13 protein-coding genes are annotated in these 16,078 nt (G+C 43.0%); 2 read left to right on the forward strand and 11 right to left on the reverse strand.

Going from position 1 to position 16,078, the window contains the following annotated elements:
- Positions 1 to 110: 110 nt before the first annotated feature.
- Together L2747_RS13490 and L2747_RS13495 are read right to left on the reverse strand one after the other, a co-directional pair.
- Positions 111 to 413: a hypothetical protein gene (locus L2747_RS13490; RefSeq protein WP_248999544.1), complete on the reverse strand. Its 303-nt coding sequence runs from the start codon at positions 411 to 413 to the stop codon at positions 111 to 113.
- 103 nt (positions 414 to 516) lie between these two features.
- On the reverse strand, positions 517 to 1,068 hold the full coding sequence (locus L2747_RS13495) for a hypothetical protein (RefSeq protein ID WP_248999545.1): 552 nt from the start codon (positions 1,066 to 1,068) through the stop codon (positions 517 to 519).
- A gap of 706 nt (positions 1,069 to 1,774) precedes the next feature.
- Between L2747_RS13495 and L2747_RS13500 the strand changes: the two genes are divergently transcribed.
- Positions 1,775 to 2,746 carry an integron integrase gene (locus L2747_RS13500; protein WP_248999546.1) on the forward strand — a complete coding sequence of 324 codons (972 nt, stop codon included), beginning with the start codon at positions 1,775 to 1,777 and terminating at the stop codon, positions 2,744 to 2,746.
- Positions 2,747 to 3,029: 283 nt separating this feature from the next.
- On the opposite strand, the gene L2747_RS13505 is transcribed toward L2747_RS13500, so the two are convergent.
- Both L2747_RS13505 and L2747_RS13510 read right to left on the reverse strand, forming a co-directional pair.
- Positions 3,030 to 4,622, reverse strand: a complete 1,593-nt coding sequence (locus L2747_RS13505; RefSeq protein ID WP_248999547.1) for an ABC-F family ATPase — start codon at positions 4,620 to 4,622, stop codon at positions 3,030 to 3,032.
- Between the two features lie 296 nt (positions 4,623 to 4,918).
- Positions 4,919 to 7,192: a heavy metal translocating P-type ATPase gene (locus L2747_RS13510; protein ID WP_248999548.1), complete on the reverse strand. Its 2,274-nt coding sequence runs from the start codon at positions 7,190 to 7,192 to the stop codon at positions 4,919 to 4,921.
- A gap of 205 nt (positions 7,193 to 7,397) precedes the next feature.
- Between L2747_RS13510 and L2747_RS13515 the strand changes: the two genes are divergently transcribed.
- A complete protein-coding gene (locus tag L2747_RS13515; protein WP_248999549.1) occupies positions 7,398 to 7,799 on the forward strand; it encodes a MerR family DNA-binding protein in 402 nt (133 codons plus the stop codon).
- Between the two features lie 18 nt (positions 7,800 to 7,817).
- Here the strand turns inward: L2747_RS13515 and L2747_RS13520 are convergent, their stop codons facing one another.
- The 7 genes from L2747_RS13520 to L2747_RS13550 form a co-directional block, all read right to left on the reverse strand.
- Positions 7,818 to 9,851: a S9 family peptidase gene (locus tag L2747_RS13520; protein WP_248999550.1), complete on the reverse strand. Its 2,034-nt coding sequence runs from the start codon at positions 9,849 to 9,851 to the stop codon at positions 7,818 to 7,820.
- Positions 9,852 to 9,942: 91 nt separating this feature from the next.
- Positions 9,943 to 10,170, reverse strand: coding sequence for a M48 family metalloprotease (locus L2747_RS13525; protein WP_248999551.1), 228 nt, complete (start codon positions 10,168 to 10,170; stop codon positions 9,943 to 9,945).
- Positions 10,171 to 10,894: 724 nt separating this feature from the next.
- Positions 10,895 to 11,653, reverse strand: coding sequence for an SDR family oxidoreductase (locus L2747_RS13530; protein ID WP_248999552.1), 759 nt, complete (start codon positions 11,651 to 11,653; stop codon positions 10,895 to 10,897).
- Between the two features lie 11 nt (positions 11,654 to 11,664).
- Positions 11,665 to 12,573, reverse strand: coding sequence for a 3-hydroxyisobutyrate dehydrogenase (gene mmsB, locus L2747_RS13535; protein WP_248999553.1), 909 nt, complete (start codon positions 12,571 to 12,573; stop codon positions 11,665 to 11,667).
- 125 nt (positions 12,574 to 12,698) lie between these two features.
- Positions 12,699 to 13,850 (reverse strand): enoyl-CoA hydratase/isomerase family protein, encoded by a 1,152-nt coding sequence (locus L2747_RS13540; RefSeq protein ID WP_248999554.1) that lies wholly within the window; start codon positions 13,848 to 13,850, stop codon positions 12,699 to 12,701.
- On the reverse strand, positions 13,850 to 14,638 hold the full coding sequence (locus L2747_RS13545) for an enoyl-CoA hydratase (RefSeq protein WP_248999555.1): 789 nt from the start codon (positions 14,636 to 14,638) through the stop codon (positions 13,850 to 13,852). Before L2747_RS13545 ends, L2747_RS13540 begins: the two co-directional genes overlap by 1 nt.
- A gap of 78 nt (positions 14,639 to 14,716) precedes the next feature.
- Positions 14,717 to 15,874, reverse strand: a complete 1,158-nt coding sequence (locus L2747_RS13550; RefSeq protein WP_248999556.1) for an acyl-CoA dehydrogenase family protein — start codon at positions 15,872 to 15,874, stop codon at positions 14,717 to 14,719.
- Positions 15,875 to 16,078: the final 204 nt, after the last annotated feature.

The raw sequence follows: 16,078 nt of genomic DNA on the forward strand, positions 1-16,078 counted from the left end.
TTCAATATCCTAATCAGAAAATGAATTAGGTGTTCTAAATGAACCGCCCTGTGCGGAGCCGCATGCAGGGTGGTGTGGGGGCTGGAGGCTAGATACCTCCGGCTACCCGATTATGTGTTTTTTTGCTGTTTTATATCAACTTTAATAAATGCCACTACGAGGATGTAAGCGATGAAAGAAACAGGAGCTAGAAAATAAACGCTACCTAATGGAACAACATAGCCCCAATCACTTTGCCCAGACATACGCGAATGCTCTTGTGCCCAAATTAAATATGCTATACCCAGTAAATTTATTGCTGTTGGTATTAAATAATATTTCCAGAAAATTTTATTCTTATGGATAAGGAAAGGTACAGACATTCCAACCGCGCTCAAGATTAACCAAAAGACTAGGTATTCATAATTATACATTCAATACCTCCATGTACGCCAAACTCTCCGTAAAATATAACGCCTCATTAAGAGGCAGATAATGGTTGGCTATAATTAGCGACGCAGGAGCAAAAGCCAACTATTATTTGTCCTGCTTTAATGACTTGTTATGTTGCCTTAAATGCTCTAATGCTTTTTTTAATTCTTTCTCATTATTTACTTCGAGGCTAAATTCTTGAGTTTTAAAAGTAATCTTATTGCCTTTTTTAGCATTTAAATATGCAATAACAACATCTTTTATTACTTTTAATATATAAGCACCTGCGGAGCCAGCGCCAAATAACAACTCTAAATTATAAGAAACAGTGGTTAGTGAATTTAATTCAGGAAGTAGATAACTATCTCCATTTTTAAAAACCCCGTCACCTTTATTGGAATTTATTTTTTTAGTTTCTTTTATATCGTAATCTATATCAGCCAATTTCTCAGTTAGGGAATTCAATAACTCATCAGCAGCAACTTTTTCAGAATTATCGTTGCTTACATTTCTATAGGTAATAGCATCATCGTTTAGTCTTTCTGCTTTCAGCCTTCTTGAAACTGATGAGGTATTCACCCCTATATATGGTTCGCCATGAAATAATGGCTCATCACTGTGAAATGTTTGGTAATTGATAGAAAGTTTAAATTCCATATCGGCCTCCATCAGGCAACATAACGCTTAAAACAAAGGTTATTTATAACACCTCGCGAAGCGAAGATAAATAATCCTTTGATTTTACTAGTTATCTGGCAGTCAGAGCCTTAGCTCGCTTTGACTGCGAATCAAAAAAATACGGAAGAAACGGTACGGATGGGATATTCGCTACCTTAAGATAATCGCTATGTCTGATTGCGAAGAACCACGCACTCTTCCAACAGCATAGCGATTATCTTAAGGGATAGAAGTGAGTATAGTCCCGTCAAGTTCCTTTATTAGATTTTATGGAGATAAAAACAGCCAATTAAATACTGTTTAAATATACAGCTAAAGTTTCTGTATCACCTATAATATATAGGCTCCGTGTTTTTTATGACACGATAACAGTATATTAGGCTGAATTCCGAATAAGAACAGACAGCCGAGCGACTTAAATGTTAACAGGCTAACCTTAAACAGTTACAAATTCAATACTTTAAACCTTCATTGTCAGTCCTTTTACTAGCGCTTCTTATCGTGAAAGTCAGAATTTGCATATTTGTGACGCATTAAAAGTTAACCATTATGGATAGTTGTTTTTAAACAGTCACTTATAAACATCCTACTTGAAATACCTTCCTTATTTGTTCTCAAATAATGGCAAAAATGTCCAACACCCATTATAACTGTATATATAGACAGTGCTGTTAAGTGAGGAGCTATGCCATCGTCTTTTATTGAATCCATTCGGCAAGTGTTAAGAACTAAACATTACAGTTTGAGAACTGAGAAAAGCTATCTGTATTGGGTACGTTATTTCATTAGATTTCATCAGTATATGCACCCAAAAGATATGCAAGGCTGTCATATTGAGCAATTTCTTACGTTTCTTAGCTGTAATCGAGGTGTCAGTTCGGCAACACAAAACCAAGCCTTATGCGCACTAATTTTTATGTTCAAACATGTGCTCAGTATGGAATTTGAAGGTTTAAAATATGGCTATGCTAAAAAGCCAAAGAACTTACCAACAGTATTAACGCCTATCGAGGTCGCATTGATATTAAGGCATCTTAGCGCTCCATATTGGTTACTAACTTCATTGCTATATGGTTGTGGGTTAAGGCTGCGGGAAGCTTTAACATTAAGAGTACAGAACGTGAATATTGAAGCTCAGTCTTTATTTGTTTTTAGAGGGAAAGGGGCAAAAGACCGATATACACTGTTACCTAAGCAATTAAATCAACCTGTGCAAAACCAAATACAGTTGGTCCATGAAATCCATAAAAATGACTTAAATAATGGAAATGGCCTCACCTCTGTTCCTTCCGCCTTACACCGGAAATACAAATCAGTATTAAAAGACTTGAGTTGGCAGTACCTATTTCCGTCGACAACGACATGTTGCCACCCCATTGACGGATACCTTTGTCGCCATCATATTCATGAATCGAGCTTTTCGAAAAACCTGAGAAACGCAGTAATAAAAAGTAATATTCAGAAAAGAGTAACGGCTCACACTTTTCGCCATTCATTTGCTACACAACTATTAGCTCAGGGCAGTGATATACGAACAGTACAAGAGTTATTAGGGCATAAAGATCTGCGAACGACAGAAATTTACACACATGTTCTTGGGCAAAATAGAGCAGGAACAATCAGTCCTTTTGATCGTTTGTCGGGTATTGTAAGTTAAGACGATATATCGAGGCTAAAAAGCTTGTCTCGCAGTATAAATAAAAACAGCAGAAACATTTAACTAGAAAATATAATCAGCCATCATTCCAAGACTAACCAACTTCCAGACACAGCATTTGATTCTTTCCATTCATTGACGCTCCTTAAACCAAGAGAAACATAAATTCTCCAGACACAACGGAAAATTTTTGCCATCCATGGCAATTTTCCATAAATGTTCCAGACACAAAAAAGCCCGATTGCTCGGGCTTTTATTTTATCGATTCAGGTACAAAGGTTAATTAACCTTCAATACCTTTGCTCGCTAGGAACTCATCGTATGTACCTTTGAAATCATTCACGCCATTTGGGGTGATTTCAAGGATACGGTTCGCTAGTGATGATACGAATGCACGGTCATGACTGACGAACAATAATGTACCTTCGTACATTTCAAGCGCGTTGTTTAATGACTCGATTGATTCCATGTCCATGTGGTTGGTTGGTTCATCAAGTAATAAGATGTTTGGCTTTTGCATAATTAGCTTACCAAACAACATACGACCCTTTTCACCACCAGAAAGCACTTTTACAGACTTCTTGATGTCATCAGAACCAAACAGCATACGACCTAAGTAACCACGAACTGATTGGTCGTCATCTTCTGGTTTGCGCCACTGGCTCATCCACTCAAACAATGTCATATCATTAGCAAAGTCTGACTCGTGATCCTGTGCGTAGTAACCAATCGCTGAGTTCTCAGACCATTGAATGGTACCGCTGTCTTGTGGGATATCGTGTACTAAAGTACGTAGCAGTGTTGTTTTACCCACACCGTTATCACCCAAAATAGCGATACGCTCGCCGACTTCAGCAATAATGTTAAGGTCTTTAAATAGGTTATGCTCAAAACCTTTAGACAAGTCTTCAACCACCAAGGCGTTACGGAACAATTTCTTCTCTTGTTCGAAACGAATGAATGGGTTAACACGGCTAGATGCTTTGATTTCGTCAAGTTTGATCTTGTCGATTAGCTTAGCGCGTGATGTTGCTTGCTTAGCTTTAGATGCGTTAGCAGAGAAACGTGCAACGAAGCCTTGAAGCTCAGCAATTTGCGCCTTCTTCTTAGCGTTGTCAGACATTAAACGCTCACGCGACTGCTGTGCAGCCATCATGTATTCATCATAGTTACCAGGGAATACACGGATATCGCCGTAATCCAAGTCAGCCATATGAGTACAAACAGAGTTCAAGAAATATCTATCGTGCGAGATGATAATCATGGTGCTGTTACGTTGGTTTAGCATCTCTTGTAACCAACGAATGGTGTCGATGTCCAAGTTGTTGGTTGGTTCGTCAAGAAGTAGTACATCTGGATCAGAGAACAATGCCTGAGCCAAAAGTACACGTAACTTAAAGCCTGGTGCGATTTCGCTCATTAAACCAAAGTGTTGTTCAACACCGATACCTACGCCCATTAATAATTCGCCAGCGCGAGATTCTGCGGTGTAACCGTCCATCTCAGCGAATTCCATCTCAAGATCAGCAACCTTAATACCGTCTTCTTCAGACATTTCAGGTAGCGAGTAGATACGGTCGCGCTCTTGCTTCACTTTCCAAAGTTCAGCGTGGCCCATAATTACGGTATCAACTACGTTGAACTCTTCGTAACCAAATTGGTTCTGGCTCAACTTACCTAAACGCTCGTTCACGTCTAATGAAACGTTACCAGCTGTAGGCTCTAAATCACCAGCAAGGATCTTCATGAAGGTTGATTTACCACAACCGTTAGCGCCGATCAGACCGTATCTGTTTCCGCCGCCAAACTTAATTGAGATGTTTTCAAACAGTGGCTTAGCGCCAAACTGCATGGTGATATTAGCTGTAGTAATCAAAGTGACAATTCCGCTTTTGGTTATATGATTAACGTCATCATAGATAAAACAAAAACCAGTAAATCAGTACCAAGTTTTACTCGCTACCAACCTACTGGCCGAAGGTTGACGCCATCGGGCGCCAAGCCTGTAAAATTAAGCGCGATACTATAGCATTTTAGCCTAATTTATCAACTGTCAAAGGCGCATTGGGATGACATTTTAGTGAATTAAACGGTATACCCTCGCCTGCAATATACAGAACAGTATAGTTAGCTATAACTTCTCGCCCGATTAATAATCAGTTAAGCAAACGATTATAGCTTAACTCTACGTAAGCGATTGGCATTCGTCACTACAGTAAGTGAAGATAGTGCCATCGCTGCGCCCGCAACAACTGGGCTTAACAGCATGCCCGTAAAAGGGAACAGTAACCCTGCTGCCACTGGGATCCCTAGACTGTTATAAATAAACGCGCCAAATAAGTTTTGCTTAATGTTACTCATGCTGGCTTTAGCTAACGCTAAGCTGTCATTTATCACCATCAATCGCGGTGACAATAAGGTAAAGTCGGCACTTTCAATGGCTATATCAGTCCCAGAGCCCATAGCAAAGCCCACATCGGCACTGACCAGCGCTGGCGCATCGTTGATACCATCGCCAACCATCGCTACCACTTCCCCCGCTTGTTGTAACTCAAGCACTTTAGCTTGCTTTTGCTCTGGTAATACATTGGCAACCACTGTATCAATACCGACTTTTGCCGCTACGGCGTTAGCAGTAATTGGGTTATCGCCGGTAAGCATCACCACTTTTAAACCTTTTGCTTTCATGGCGCGAATAGCCTCTGCCGCATCGGTTTTTATTGGATCGGCAATCGCCATTATCGCAACCAGCTGTTTATCTACAGCGACAAATATTGGTGTTTTTGCTTGGCTTGCAAGCTCTGCACTGAGCTTCTCGCAATCTGCCGATTCACCAATGTGCAATTGCTGCATTAAACTTAAATTGCCTACGCTGTATTGCTGACCATTAACTTGGCCGCTAATGCCCATGCCTTGGTAATTAGTAAAGTGCTCAGGCTCCATCAACATTAAGCCATCCGTTTGGGCTTTGGTAATGATGGCACTAGCAAGCGGGTGCTCTGAGTGTTGTTCTAAAGAGGCGACATTCTTAAGCAACTGATTCTTAGCTAATTGGTTTCTTCCCACTGACGCCGACTCGTTTGAAAGCGAATCATTTAACACCGAGTCATCTAACATCAGAATATCGGTTAGCTCTGGCGCACCTTGAGTCACTGTGCCAGTTTTATCAAGCACCACAGTAGTCACTTTACTCGCGGTTTGCAGCGCTTCGCCATTACGCACTAACACGCCTAATTGCGCGGCGCGGCCAACCGATACCATAATCGACATAGGCGTTGCTAAGCCCAATGCACACGGGCAAGCAATAATTAATACGCTAGTTAATACTACTAACGCGTGCGATAGTGCGGGCTCTGGGCCAAAGTTATACCAAACCAATGAGCTAATAATTGCAATCATCACCACAACTGGTACAAAGTAGGCTGAGATTTTGTCAGTTAAGCGCCCTATCGGCATTTTAGATATTTGCGCTTGCTGCACTAACTCAATAATTTTTGCCAGCTTAGTATCGGTCGCTTTGGCTGTTACCTTGTAAATCAAGCTACCGTTAGCATTTACCGTACCGGCATTGACTTTATCACCTTGCGCTTTAGCAACAGGAACGGGCTCTCCGGTTAACATAGACTCATTAATTAATGTCTGACCGCTTTCAACTTCACCATCGAGCGCAACTCGATCACCTGGGCGTAAACGCAATCGGTCACCTAACTTTAGCTGTTCAATAGCAACTTCTTCATCACCATTGTCAGAAATGCGTATAGCAGTGCTTGCTTGTAGCCCAAGCAGTGCTTGTACTGCTTCGCTGGTTTTACCACGGGCACGCAGCTCTAACGCATGACCTAAGTTAATTAAACCTAAAATCATCACACTTGCTTCAAAATACACATGGCGGGTATCAGCAGGAAACCACTGCGGCGCAACCACAACCATCATCGAGTATATCCATGCAGCACTTGTACCAAGCGCGATTAAGGTATCCATATTGGCGCTTTTGGCTTTAATTGCGCGCCACATACCTTGATAAAAATGGCGACCCGTTAGTAGCATAACCAACAGAGTTATTGCCCCCACTGCGCCCCAAGCCCATTGCTGAGTTTGGTTATTCACCATCATCTCACCACCTAAAAGGCCCCACAGCATTAAAGGAACACCAAGCCCTAAACCGACTGCAGCTTGGATCATACGAAGGCGATACTCTTTAGCTTCATCCGCAGCTTTTTGCTCCGCAGCCACTTTGGCATCAATCACTAACTCACCATCAAAACCAACACTTTTAATGATCTCAATTGCAGTGTCAGTGGCAATATCACCCGACACCAGCACCAACTTATCGGCAAGGTTCACCGTGGCCGATACTGATTGAGCCGATTGACCAAATGCTTTCTCAATCTTAGCTACGCAACTGGCGCAGCCCATTTTAGGTACATACAGATTGAAGTTAGCCATGAGATTTTCCTTAAATAATTGGTTTTACATACCAAACCAAATAGTAAGCGCTCGCCTTGCTACTAACGTTGAGTCAGCCAGCATCCAGACGCTGTGCCTTATTGGTTAAGATATAAAAGGCTTTAACTGTATAAGATAGATTTATGCTAATGTCTCCCATTAGGGGAGAGTCAAACTACAATTAGATTTGATTGAGGAAAATGTGATGAAGATAGGCGAAGTAGCTAAATTAACAGGGCTTTCAGTTAAGAGTATTCGTTATTACCACGATATTGGCTTAGTGGTCGGGCAACGGGGCGATAATGGTTACCGTGAATACACCCAAAAAGCAGTTGAATCATTAGAGTTTATTCAGCACTGCCGCGCCTTAGGTTTCACCTTAGATGATAGTAAGGCGCTACTTGAACTACAAAATAATACCGCTCGTAACGCGGCAGATGTAAAAGCGTTAGCAGAGCATCATTTACAAGACATTGAAACCCGTATAACCCAGTTAAGTACACTCAAGGCACAACTAGGCGCACTAATCCATGACTGCCAAGGCGGCAATCAGCCTAATTGCGCGATTTTAAGCGGTTTAAGTAAGCATACCTGCACGAAATGCTGAACCTGCAAGACCAGCCACTTACCGACGACGCAAGTTTTCAATATTCTCAATCGCTAAAGCCGGCATGCTGCCAGCTGGTGTAAAACCAAAAACTTGTCCATAGAAAGACAACTCTGCCTCCAAAGCCTTTTTCTTACTTTCCGGTGTAACACGATTGGCTGCATCATCATTAAAGGCAAGATAAGCCACCGGTATGCCTTTGCTTTTTGCCGCTTGGTAAATAATCAAAGATTGCTCGGCAGGAATAAGTGAATCTTTTACCCCCTGAATCAACAACAACGGTTCATTAACGCCTTTAAGGTTTGCCATAGCTGAACGCTCGCGGAAATTCTCAGCACTGCCGAGCAAACGCAATAAGTAATATGACTCAAACTTGTGTGAATGGCGTTTAAACTCTTCCATATCACTAATACCAGAATAGCTAACGCCTGCACCAAACGTGCTGTAATTTGCCACAGCAGATAACGCAGTAAAGCCACCTGCACGGTTTCCTCTGATAGCTAGCTTTCGTCCATCTACATCGCCGCGATTAACCAAGAAGCCAGCAGCTCTAACGGCGTCTTCAACGTCTGACTTGCCCCAATTACCATACAAGCTATTGCGGTAGTCTCGGCCAAAACCAGTACTGCCTCGATAATTAACATCAAACACCGCAAAACCGCGGCTAGTCCAATATTGAATATCACGCCTAAATGCGCGGCTTGCTTTAGCAGTAGGACCTGCGTGCATCATCAAGACCAAAGGCGGCTCACTGTTTTGTGGCCCTTGAAAGTTTGGGTTTTGCGGCGAATATAAATAACCATGCGCAGTTTGCTTACTCGCAGTTTTAAAACTGACTCCCTGAGCTCTAGAGATATAATTAGGGTCCATTACCGGTAAGGTTGGCGAATAAACTAACTGGGCTGAGCGGCCTTTTATTTTATAAATACCTTTCTCTGGCGTTTCCTTAGCTCCAACAAATAGCACCTCATTTTGATACTCTGTTACATAGGAAATATCAGCGAAGTCAACAGCGATCCCTTCAGTTACACCGCTATGAGTATCAATGCGAATAAGTTGAGATAAGCCATCATGACTATAGCTTGCGATTAAGCTGTGTTCGTTTTCAAAAGCATAATTAGCTTGGCCTAATTGCCAATCTGCATTGGCGAATTCAGCTTGTTTCTCTAACACTAACTCTGGTTCCAATTGCGGGTCTAAACGATATAGATTCCACCAGTTATTAAAATCAGCCACAAAATACAGTTGCCCAGTTGGACTAAACAACGGCTGAGTAATTGAACCTTGCTTTGGCATGGCTATTTTTCTTGAGTTAACAATAGCGCCCTTAGCATCTAAATCTGCTAGCCAAAGATCTGTATTATCCCAAGGCATATTCGGATGTTCCCATGATACCCATGCCAATTGAGTTTGATCCGGTGATAATACAGGTTTGCCATAAAAGTCTGCACCACTGACTAAACTCTCGCCTTCGTCCGCATAACTTAAATTAACGCCAACTAAACTGTTTATCGGCTCGCCGTTACCACGATGGTCTTCTCGAACGCAGATTAAGCGTGAGGCTTTAGGGTTAGAGATACAACCAGCATGGCGTGTACCATTAGGCGTTAAAGCAAAAGGGGCTTGATTTGGGGCGATACGATAGAGGATCTGATCAGAAAATTTAGTCGCAAATAAACTATGACCTATAGCGGCATAAGGAGCGCCGCCATATTCATGCACTCTACTGCGAATATTGAAGTTTGACGAAACAACTTTATTAACACTACCATCAAGGTCTAGACGGTACACGCCCATTTTACCCTCATTGTTAGCGTTGGATTGCACAAAATAAATACCCTGTGATGTAGCGCGCACATGGCTAATATCATCAGAAAGATCATAAACATCTTCAGGCGTTACCGGAGAGGCCCAACTACCATACTCCGCGATCACTTTCCCATCGATAGGTTTTTGTGGGGCAAGGATTTCATTTTGCTTTGGTGCGTCATCACACCCAACAAGAGTAAGTACACAAACCAAAATGTATATTGCCGACTTAAGCCCTTTCATGACGCCTCTTAAACATGATTTAATCGAGTTGATAACTGACTAATTTTATTATAACTACACTATAAACTTAAGACTTCAATCTGTGCACGCGCTACTTGCGTGACCATTTATTGGTAAACCAGCGAACAACAGCCAATTGCTGATGTTTAGTTAAGCCAAAATAAATACAAACCCAAGGTGATAGTAAAATATACCAAGGGATGGCCGCCGTGCTTCTACCTGTAAACATTAAATAAAAAAAACCAAAATAGATCACCAGCAGGCCGATGCAACCTACAACTAGCATCATTAATCTCGTCGCCTTTTCCAGCTTATCCATTTTGTTCCCATATTCCTTTTATAATGAAGCTATTATGACCTAATGCTAAAGCATTATTCAAACCCTACGTAACATCCATAAAAAAACGGGCAAAAGCCCGTTTTTCATAACCCAATATTCAACCTAATTACAGACGAATACCGCCGTCGATCTCGAATACGTGGCCGTTTACATCGCCGTTATATCGTCATTTTCGATAATAAAACGTACTGTAGAAACAACCTCTTCAGCTTGTTCTAAACATCCTCACTATTGACACCATTGTCTGCACTAGATGTATATTTACAGACGAATACCGCCGTCGATCTCGAATACGCGGCCGTTTACATCGCCGTTATATCGTCATTTTCGATAATGAAACGTACTGTAGAAACAACCTCTTCAGCTTGTTCTAAACATCCTCATTATTGACACCATTGTCTGCACTAGATGTATATTTACAGACGAATACCGCCGTCGATCTCAAATACGCGGCTGTTTACATCGCCGTTATATCGTCATTTTCGATAATGAAACGTACTGTAGAAACAATCTCTTCAGCTTGTTCTAAACATCCTCATTATTGACACCATTGTCTGCACTAGATGTATATTTACAGACGAATACCGCCGTCGATCTCGAATACGTGGCCGTTTACATCGCCGTTATATCGTCATTTTCGATAATAAAACGTACTGTAGAAACAACCTCACTATTGACACCATTGTCTGCACTAGCTGTATATTTACAGACGAATACCGCCGTCGATCTCGAATACGCGGCCGTTTACGTAGTCATTTTCGATAATGAAACGTACTGTAGAAGCAATCTCTCCGGCTTGACCTAAACGTCCAACTGGAACCATTTTTTCTAAACGCTCAAGCGCTTCTGGCTTCATCGCGGCTGTCATTTCAGTTTCAATTACGCCCGGTGCGACTGCTGCGCTACGAATGTTGTAACGCGCTAGCTCTTTGGCCCAACCGACACTCATTGCCGCTACGCCCGCTTTTGACGCAGCATAGTTTGACTGGCCCATATTACCGGCTTTAGCAAGACTCGAAATATTAATAATCACGCCTTGTTGGCCAGTTTCAATCATAGCGGCTGCGGCTTCACGACCACACAAGAATGAACCTGTAAGGTTTACGTTAATCACTGACTGGAATTGGTCAAACGACATACGATCATATACTTGACCTTCTTTTGCTTTAAGCAATAAGCCGTCACGTAAAATGCCTGCATTGTTTACCAGCACATTAACCTGACCAAAGTCTTCTTTAATAAATTGGAAAGTGGCAAATACATCTTCTTCATCGGTAATATCAACCGCGTAACCTTGCACTTCGGTCGTTGCGCCAATGTTTGCACAGGCTTTTTCCAACTTCTCTTGGTCAACATCGATAAGTGCTAACTTAGCTCCTGCCGCCGCTAAATCTTCCGCCATCGCGTAACCTAGCCCACCAGCACCGCCAGTAATAACAACAACCTTATCTTTTAAATCCATTGGAACACCCTTTATTTATTCTGTTCTGAATTAGCAAATTGCTCAAAAATACTTGAAAAATCACGCTTACCGTTACCTTGCTTAGCATGATTAACATAAAGACTACGCGCCAGCGCGCCCATCGGTGTACTTGAATTAGATAACAGCGCCGCCTCTTGCGACAAGCCTAAATCCTTCACCATCAAGTCGACCATAAAGCCACCTTGGTAATCATTTGATGACGGCACCGCTCCCATCACATCAGGACACGGATTATATTTATCCAATGTCCAATTGCCACCACTGCTTACCTTCATAATGTCAGATAGCACTTTCGGATCAAGCCCATGATCGATACCCATCTGCAATGACTCTGAGGTGGCGACCATTAATACCGACAGCAGCATATTATTACATATTTTAGCGACTTGCCCAGCACCAGCACCACCTGCATGGAAGATATTACCGCCCATGGCATTTAGTGCGCCTTGCGCTTGCTCAAATGCGTTATCACTGCCGCCACAAATAAAGGTTAACGTTCCCGCTGCGGCGCCTGCAGTGCCGCCCGAAACCGGCGCATCGATAAACTCTAACCCTTTATCTGCTGCATGCTTTGCTACAAAACGCGCACTGTCGGCGTCAATCGTTGAGCAGTCAATCAATAATGTGCCCGGTGCAACGACATCAATTAAGCCTTTGCTCGAGTCATCAGTTACATATAGACCGCGCACATGCTTGCCCGCAGGTAACATAGTCACCACTATGTCTGCACCCGCAGCAGCGCCACATGCACTTGTTGCCATCAATGCGCCTTGCTCGGCAAGTGACTGCATTGCCGCAGGCACTAAATCAAATACTTTTACGGTAAAACCTGCTTTAATCAGGTTGAGCGCCATTGGTCCGCCCATGTTTCCTAAACCAATAAATGCAACTGTACTCATGTTTCACTCCCGCTCACGTTTGTGAGTGTTTTATTCCCTGTTACGGCTAATACCAGTCACCGTTAGCGTTTACTTTGAAGCTAAGCTAAACCTGCTCAACAAATTACACTGTTAGTCCAGGTCTGTTAGTGCAAATCCTTTAGTGGATGCCCATCATCCCAAGGCGATAGCATTAGCGATTGCGCAAAGCCTTCAGGAATTGATGCGACGTCGCTAAACTGCCATTGTGGATTACGGTCTTTATCGATCAGTAAAGCACGCACGCCCTCGCTAAAGTCAGCTTTGGCGCAGCAATTCACACTTAAACCAAGCTCTAACTTAAAACACTCAGCTAAGCTTAAGTCCTGACTTATTTGGGATTGCAAATGCACTAAGTTCAAGCTTATCGGGCTGCCTGTTAGCATGGTCTTTAACGCTTTAGCTAACCAAGGGTTGGCTTCTAACGTGCTTGGCTCAATTTGACTGACATTTACTAACACCTCATTGAGTGAACCTGTCATCAACTCATCTATTAATGGCTGATTTTGCTCAAGTACGCTATCAGAAGCTGGAGCCGCACATGCCGCACTCATGGTACTTAACATGTCACTAAGCAGTTGATGGTTTGCATCTTGGCTAGCGCCCCAAGGCAATAATGTGAGTTGCTCAAATAATGCCGCTTTATCATCACTATTTAGATAGTGATTACCAATTCCCACATACAGCGCGTCAGCGCCAGACATGTTATAGGCCGTCATACCTAAAAACAGACCACTTTTACCTGGCATACGATTTAAGAAATAACTGCCACCAACATCAGGATATAAACCGATAGTCACTTCAGGCATAGCAATACGAGAGCGCTCGGTAACTATACGATGGCTAGCGCCAACCATTAGCCCTAAACCGCCCCCCATAACAATGCCATCGCCCCAGACTAAAACTGGTTTACCAAAAGTGTGCAGTAGATAATCTAGCTCATACTCTTGTTTAAAAAACTCTGTGGCAGCAGCGGTGATCTCACCCGGCGTTGTTATTGATGCTTGGTAAATGGCGCGTACATCACCACCTGCACAAAAGGCTTTTTCGCCCGCACCATCAAGCACTACAGCAGCAATGTTGTCATCACGTTGCCAAGCATTAAGTTGAGCCGATAATGCCTGAACCATGTTAAGGTTTAGTGCATTAAGGGCCTTTTCAATGTTCAGTGTCGCAACCCCAACTTGCTTTCCAGAGTCGGAGGTCAGCGTACTAAACAGCACTTGCTCACTGTTTACTTGCATATTCTCGGCACTCATTAGCCATTCTTCCAATTAGCTTTGCGTTTGTTCAAAAAGGCATTCACCCCTTCAGCTTGATCTTCGGTATCAAATAGCTCAACAAACAATTGGCGCTCTAATGGCAACGCCTCGGCTCTTGGCATAGTGCGGCCAGCCTGCACTAATGTTTTACACGCTTTAACGCTGCTTGGGCTTTGATTTGCTACTTTTTCTGCAAGACTCATTGCCGCATTAAAGGCGTTCCCTTGTTCAACCACTTCTTCCACTAAACCGATTTTTTCTGCTTTTTCAGCAGTGATGCGCTCACCGCACAAAATCATACGTTTCGCCCAACCCTCGCCCACTAGCGCAGTTAAGTTTTGTGTGCCACCAGCGCAAGGCAATAAACCAACGGTAGCTTCAGGCAATGCAAGTTGTGCTTGTTCTTCACATATACGTAGGTCACAAGCTAAAGCCACTTCTAAACCACCACCCATGGCGTAGCCATTAATTGCCGCAATTGACACACCTCTGAACGCACTTAAGGTTTCAAAAGCTTCACCAAAATAGCGTGCCATCTCGGCTGCGTTTTGCTTATCACCATCGGCAAATAACTTAAGATCTGCACCGGCTGAGAAAAACTTTTGCCCCTCACCAGTGATCACTAACGCGTAAACATCTTTGTTTTCGTTTAGCGTTAATACCTTATGTTTTAACTCTTGTAGGCTTTGGGCTGTCCAAGTATTGGCTGGCGGGTTATTCATGCTGATCACTGCGGTATTGCCAACGATACGCTCGATTAATAAAGATGGTTGTTGGTTTGACATGGTAACTCCCTATATAAATCTGAAATCATTTAACACTGGCCGACAAAGCCACGTTTAGAATACGTCGATACAGTGCGCTTATAAGATGGCGCCAGCATTTTCATCTAACAAACGGCGCGAAATAATCAAACGCATGATTTCGTTAGTTCCTTCTAAAATTTGGTGTACTCGTACATCACGTACGTGGCGCTCTAATGGATACTCTCGAATGTAGCCGTATCCGCCGTGAATTTGCAGTGCTTCATCACACACTTTAAAGCCGGTATCAGTCGCAAAACGTTTAGCCATTGCACAATAAGCCGTAGCCTCTGGATCTTGCTCATCTAACTTAAATGCCGCTAAACGCACCAACTGACGCGCAGCAACCAACTCGGTTGCCATATCGGCAAGTTTAAATTGTAGTGCCTGAAATGCCGCTAAAGGCTTACCAAATTGCTTACGCTCGTTCATATATTGAGTGGCACGTTCAAGCGCTGCTTGCGCAGTTCCAATTGAACAAGTGGCGATGTTAATGCGTCCGCCATCGAGTCCCTTCATAGCAAAGGTAAAACCTTGACCTTCTTCACCGAGTAAATACGCCACTGGAACGCGCACATTTTCAAAGGTGATTTGACGTGTAGGCTGGGCATTCCAACCCATTTTATCTTCTGCTTTACCGTAGATAACGCCTGCGGCATCAGCTGGGACCGCAATCGCTGAAATGCCTTTTGGCCCTGCTTCACCTGTGCGGCACATCACCACTAACATCTCTGTTGCACCAGCACCTGAAATAAACACTTTAGAGCCAGAGATCACATACTCATCACCCTCGCGAATGGCTTTGGTTTGCAGAGATGCCGCGTCGCTACCTGCTCCCGGCTCAGTTAGGCAATAAGACGCCAGTTTTTCACCAGTAGTGAGTGATTCAGACCACTCTTGGCGCAATACTTCAGAGCCAAAGCTTGTGATCATCCACGTTGCCATATTATGAATAGTTAACATCGCTGTGGTGGCGGTGCACCCCATGGATAACTGCTCGAAAATAATCGATGAATCTAAGCGTGATAATCCCATTCCGCCCTCAGATTCTGGTGAATATAGAGAGCAAAAACCAAGCTCACCGGCTTTTTGAATCACATCTTTTGGAAAGTGATGCTCTTCATCCCACTTAGCAGCAAATGGCGCTAGCTCCTCTGTCGCAAACTGCTGAGCCAAATCGGCGAATTGACGTTGGTCTTCATTAAGATTGAAATCCATCTGGGTACTCCTATTTGTTCTGTCTCTTGCCTTAACGCTGTATTTAAAAATTAAGGCTCTGGGTCATTTATAGCGCGCCTTTTAAAATAGCCGCTGACCTCTATTCGTTATTGATTCTTATTGAATTAGCTTGTTGTATTAACTTTTGCAGTAGTGAAAACCTGCAGTTTAATCAGCGTTGCCACCCAACTAGGGTGACAACAG

The sequence above is a fragment of the Shewanella marinintestina genome (assembly GCF_023283845.1).
Classification (GTDB): Bacteria; Pseudomonadota; Gammaproteobacteria; order Enterobacterales; family Shewanellaceae; genus Shewanella; species Shewanella marinintestina.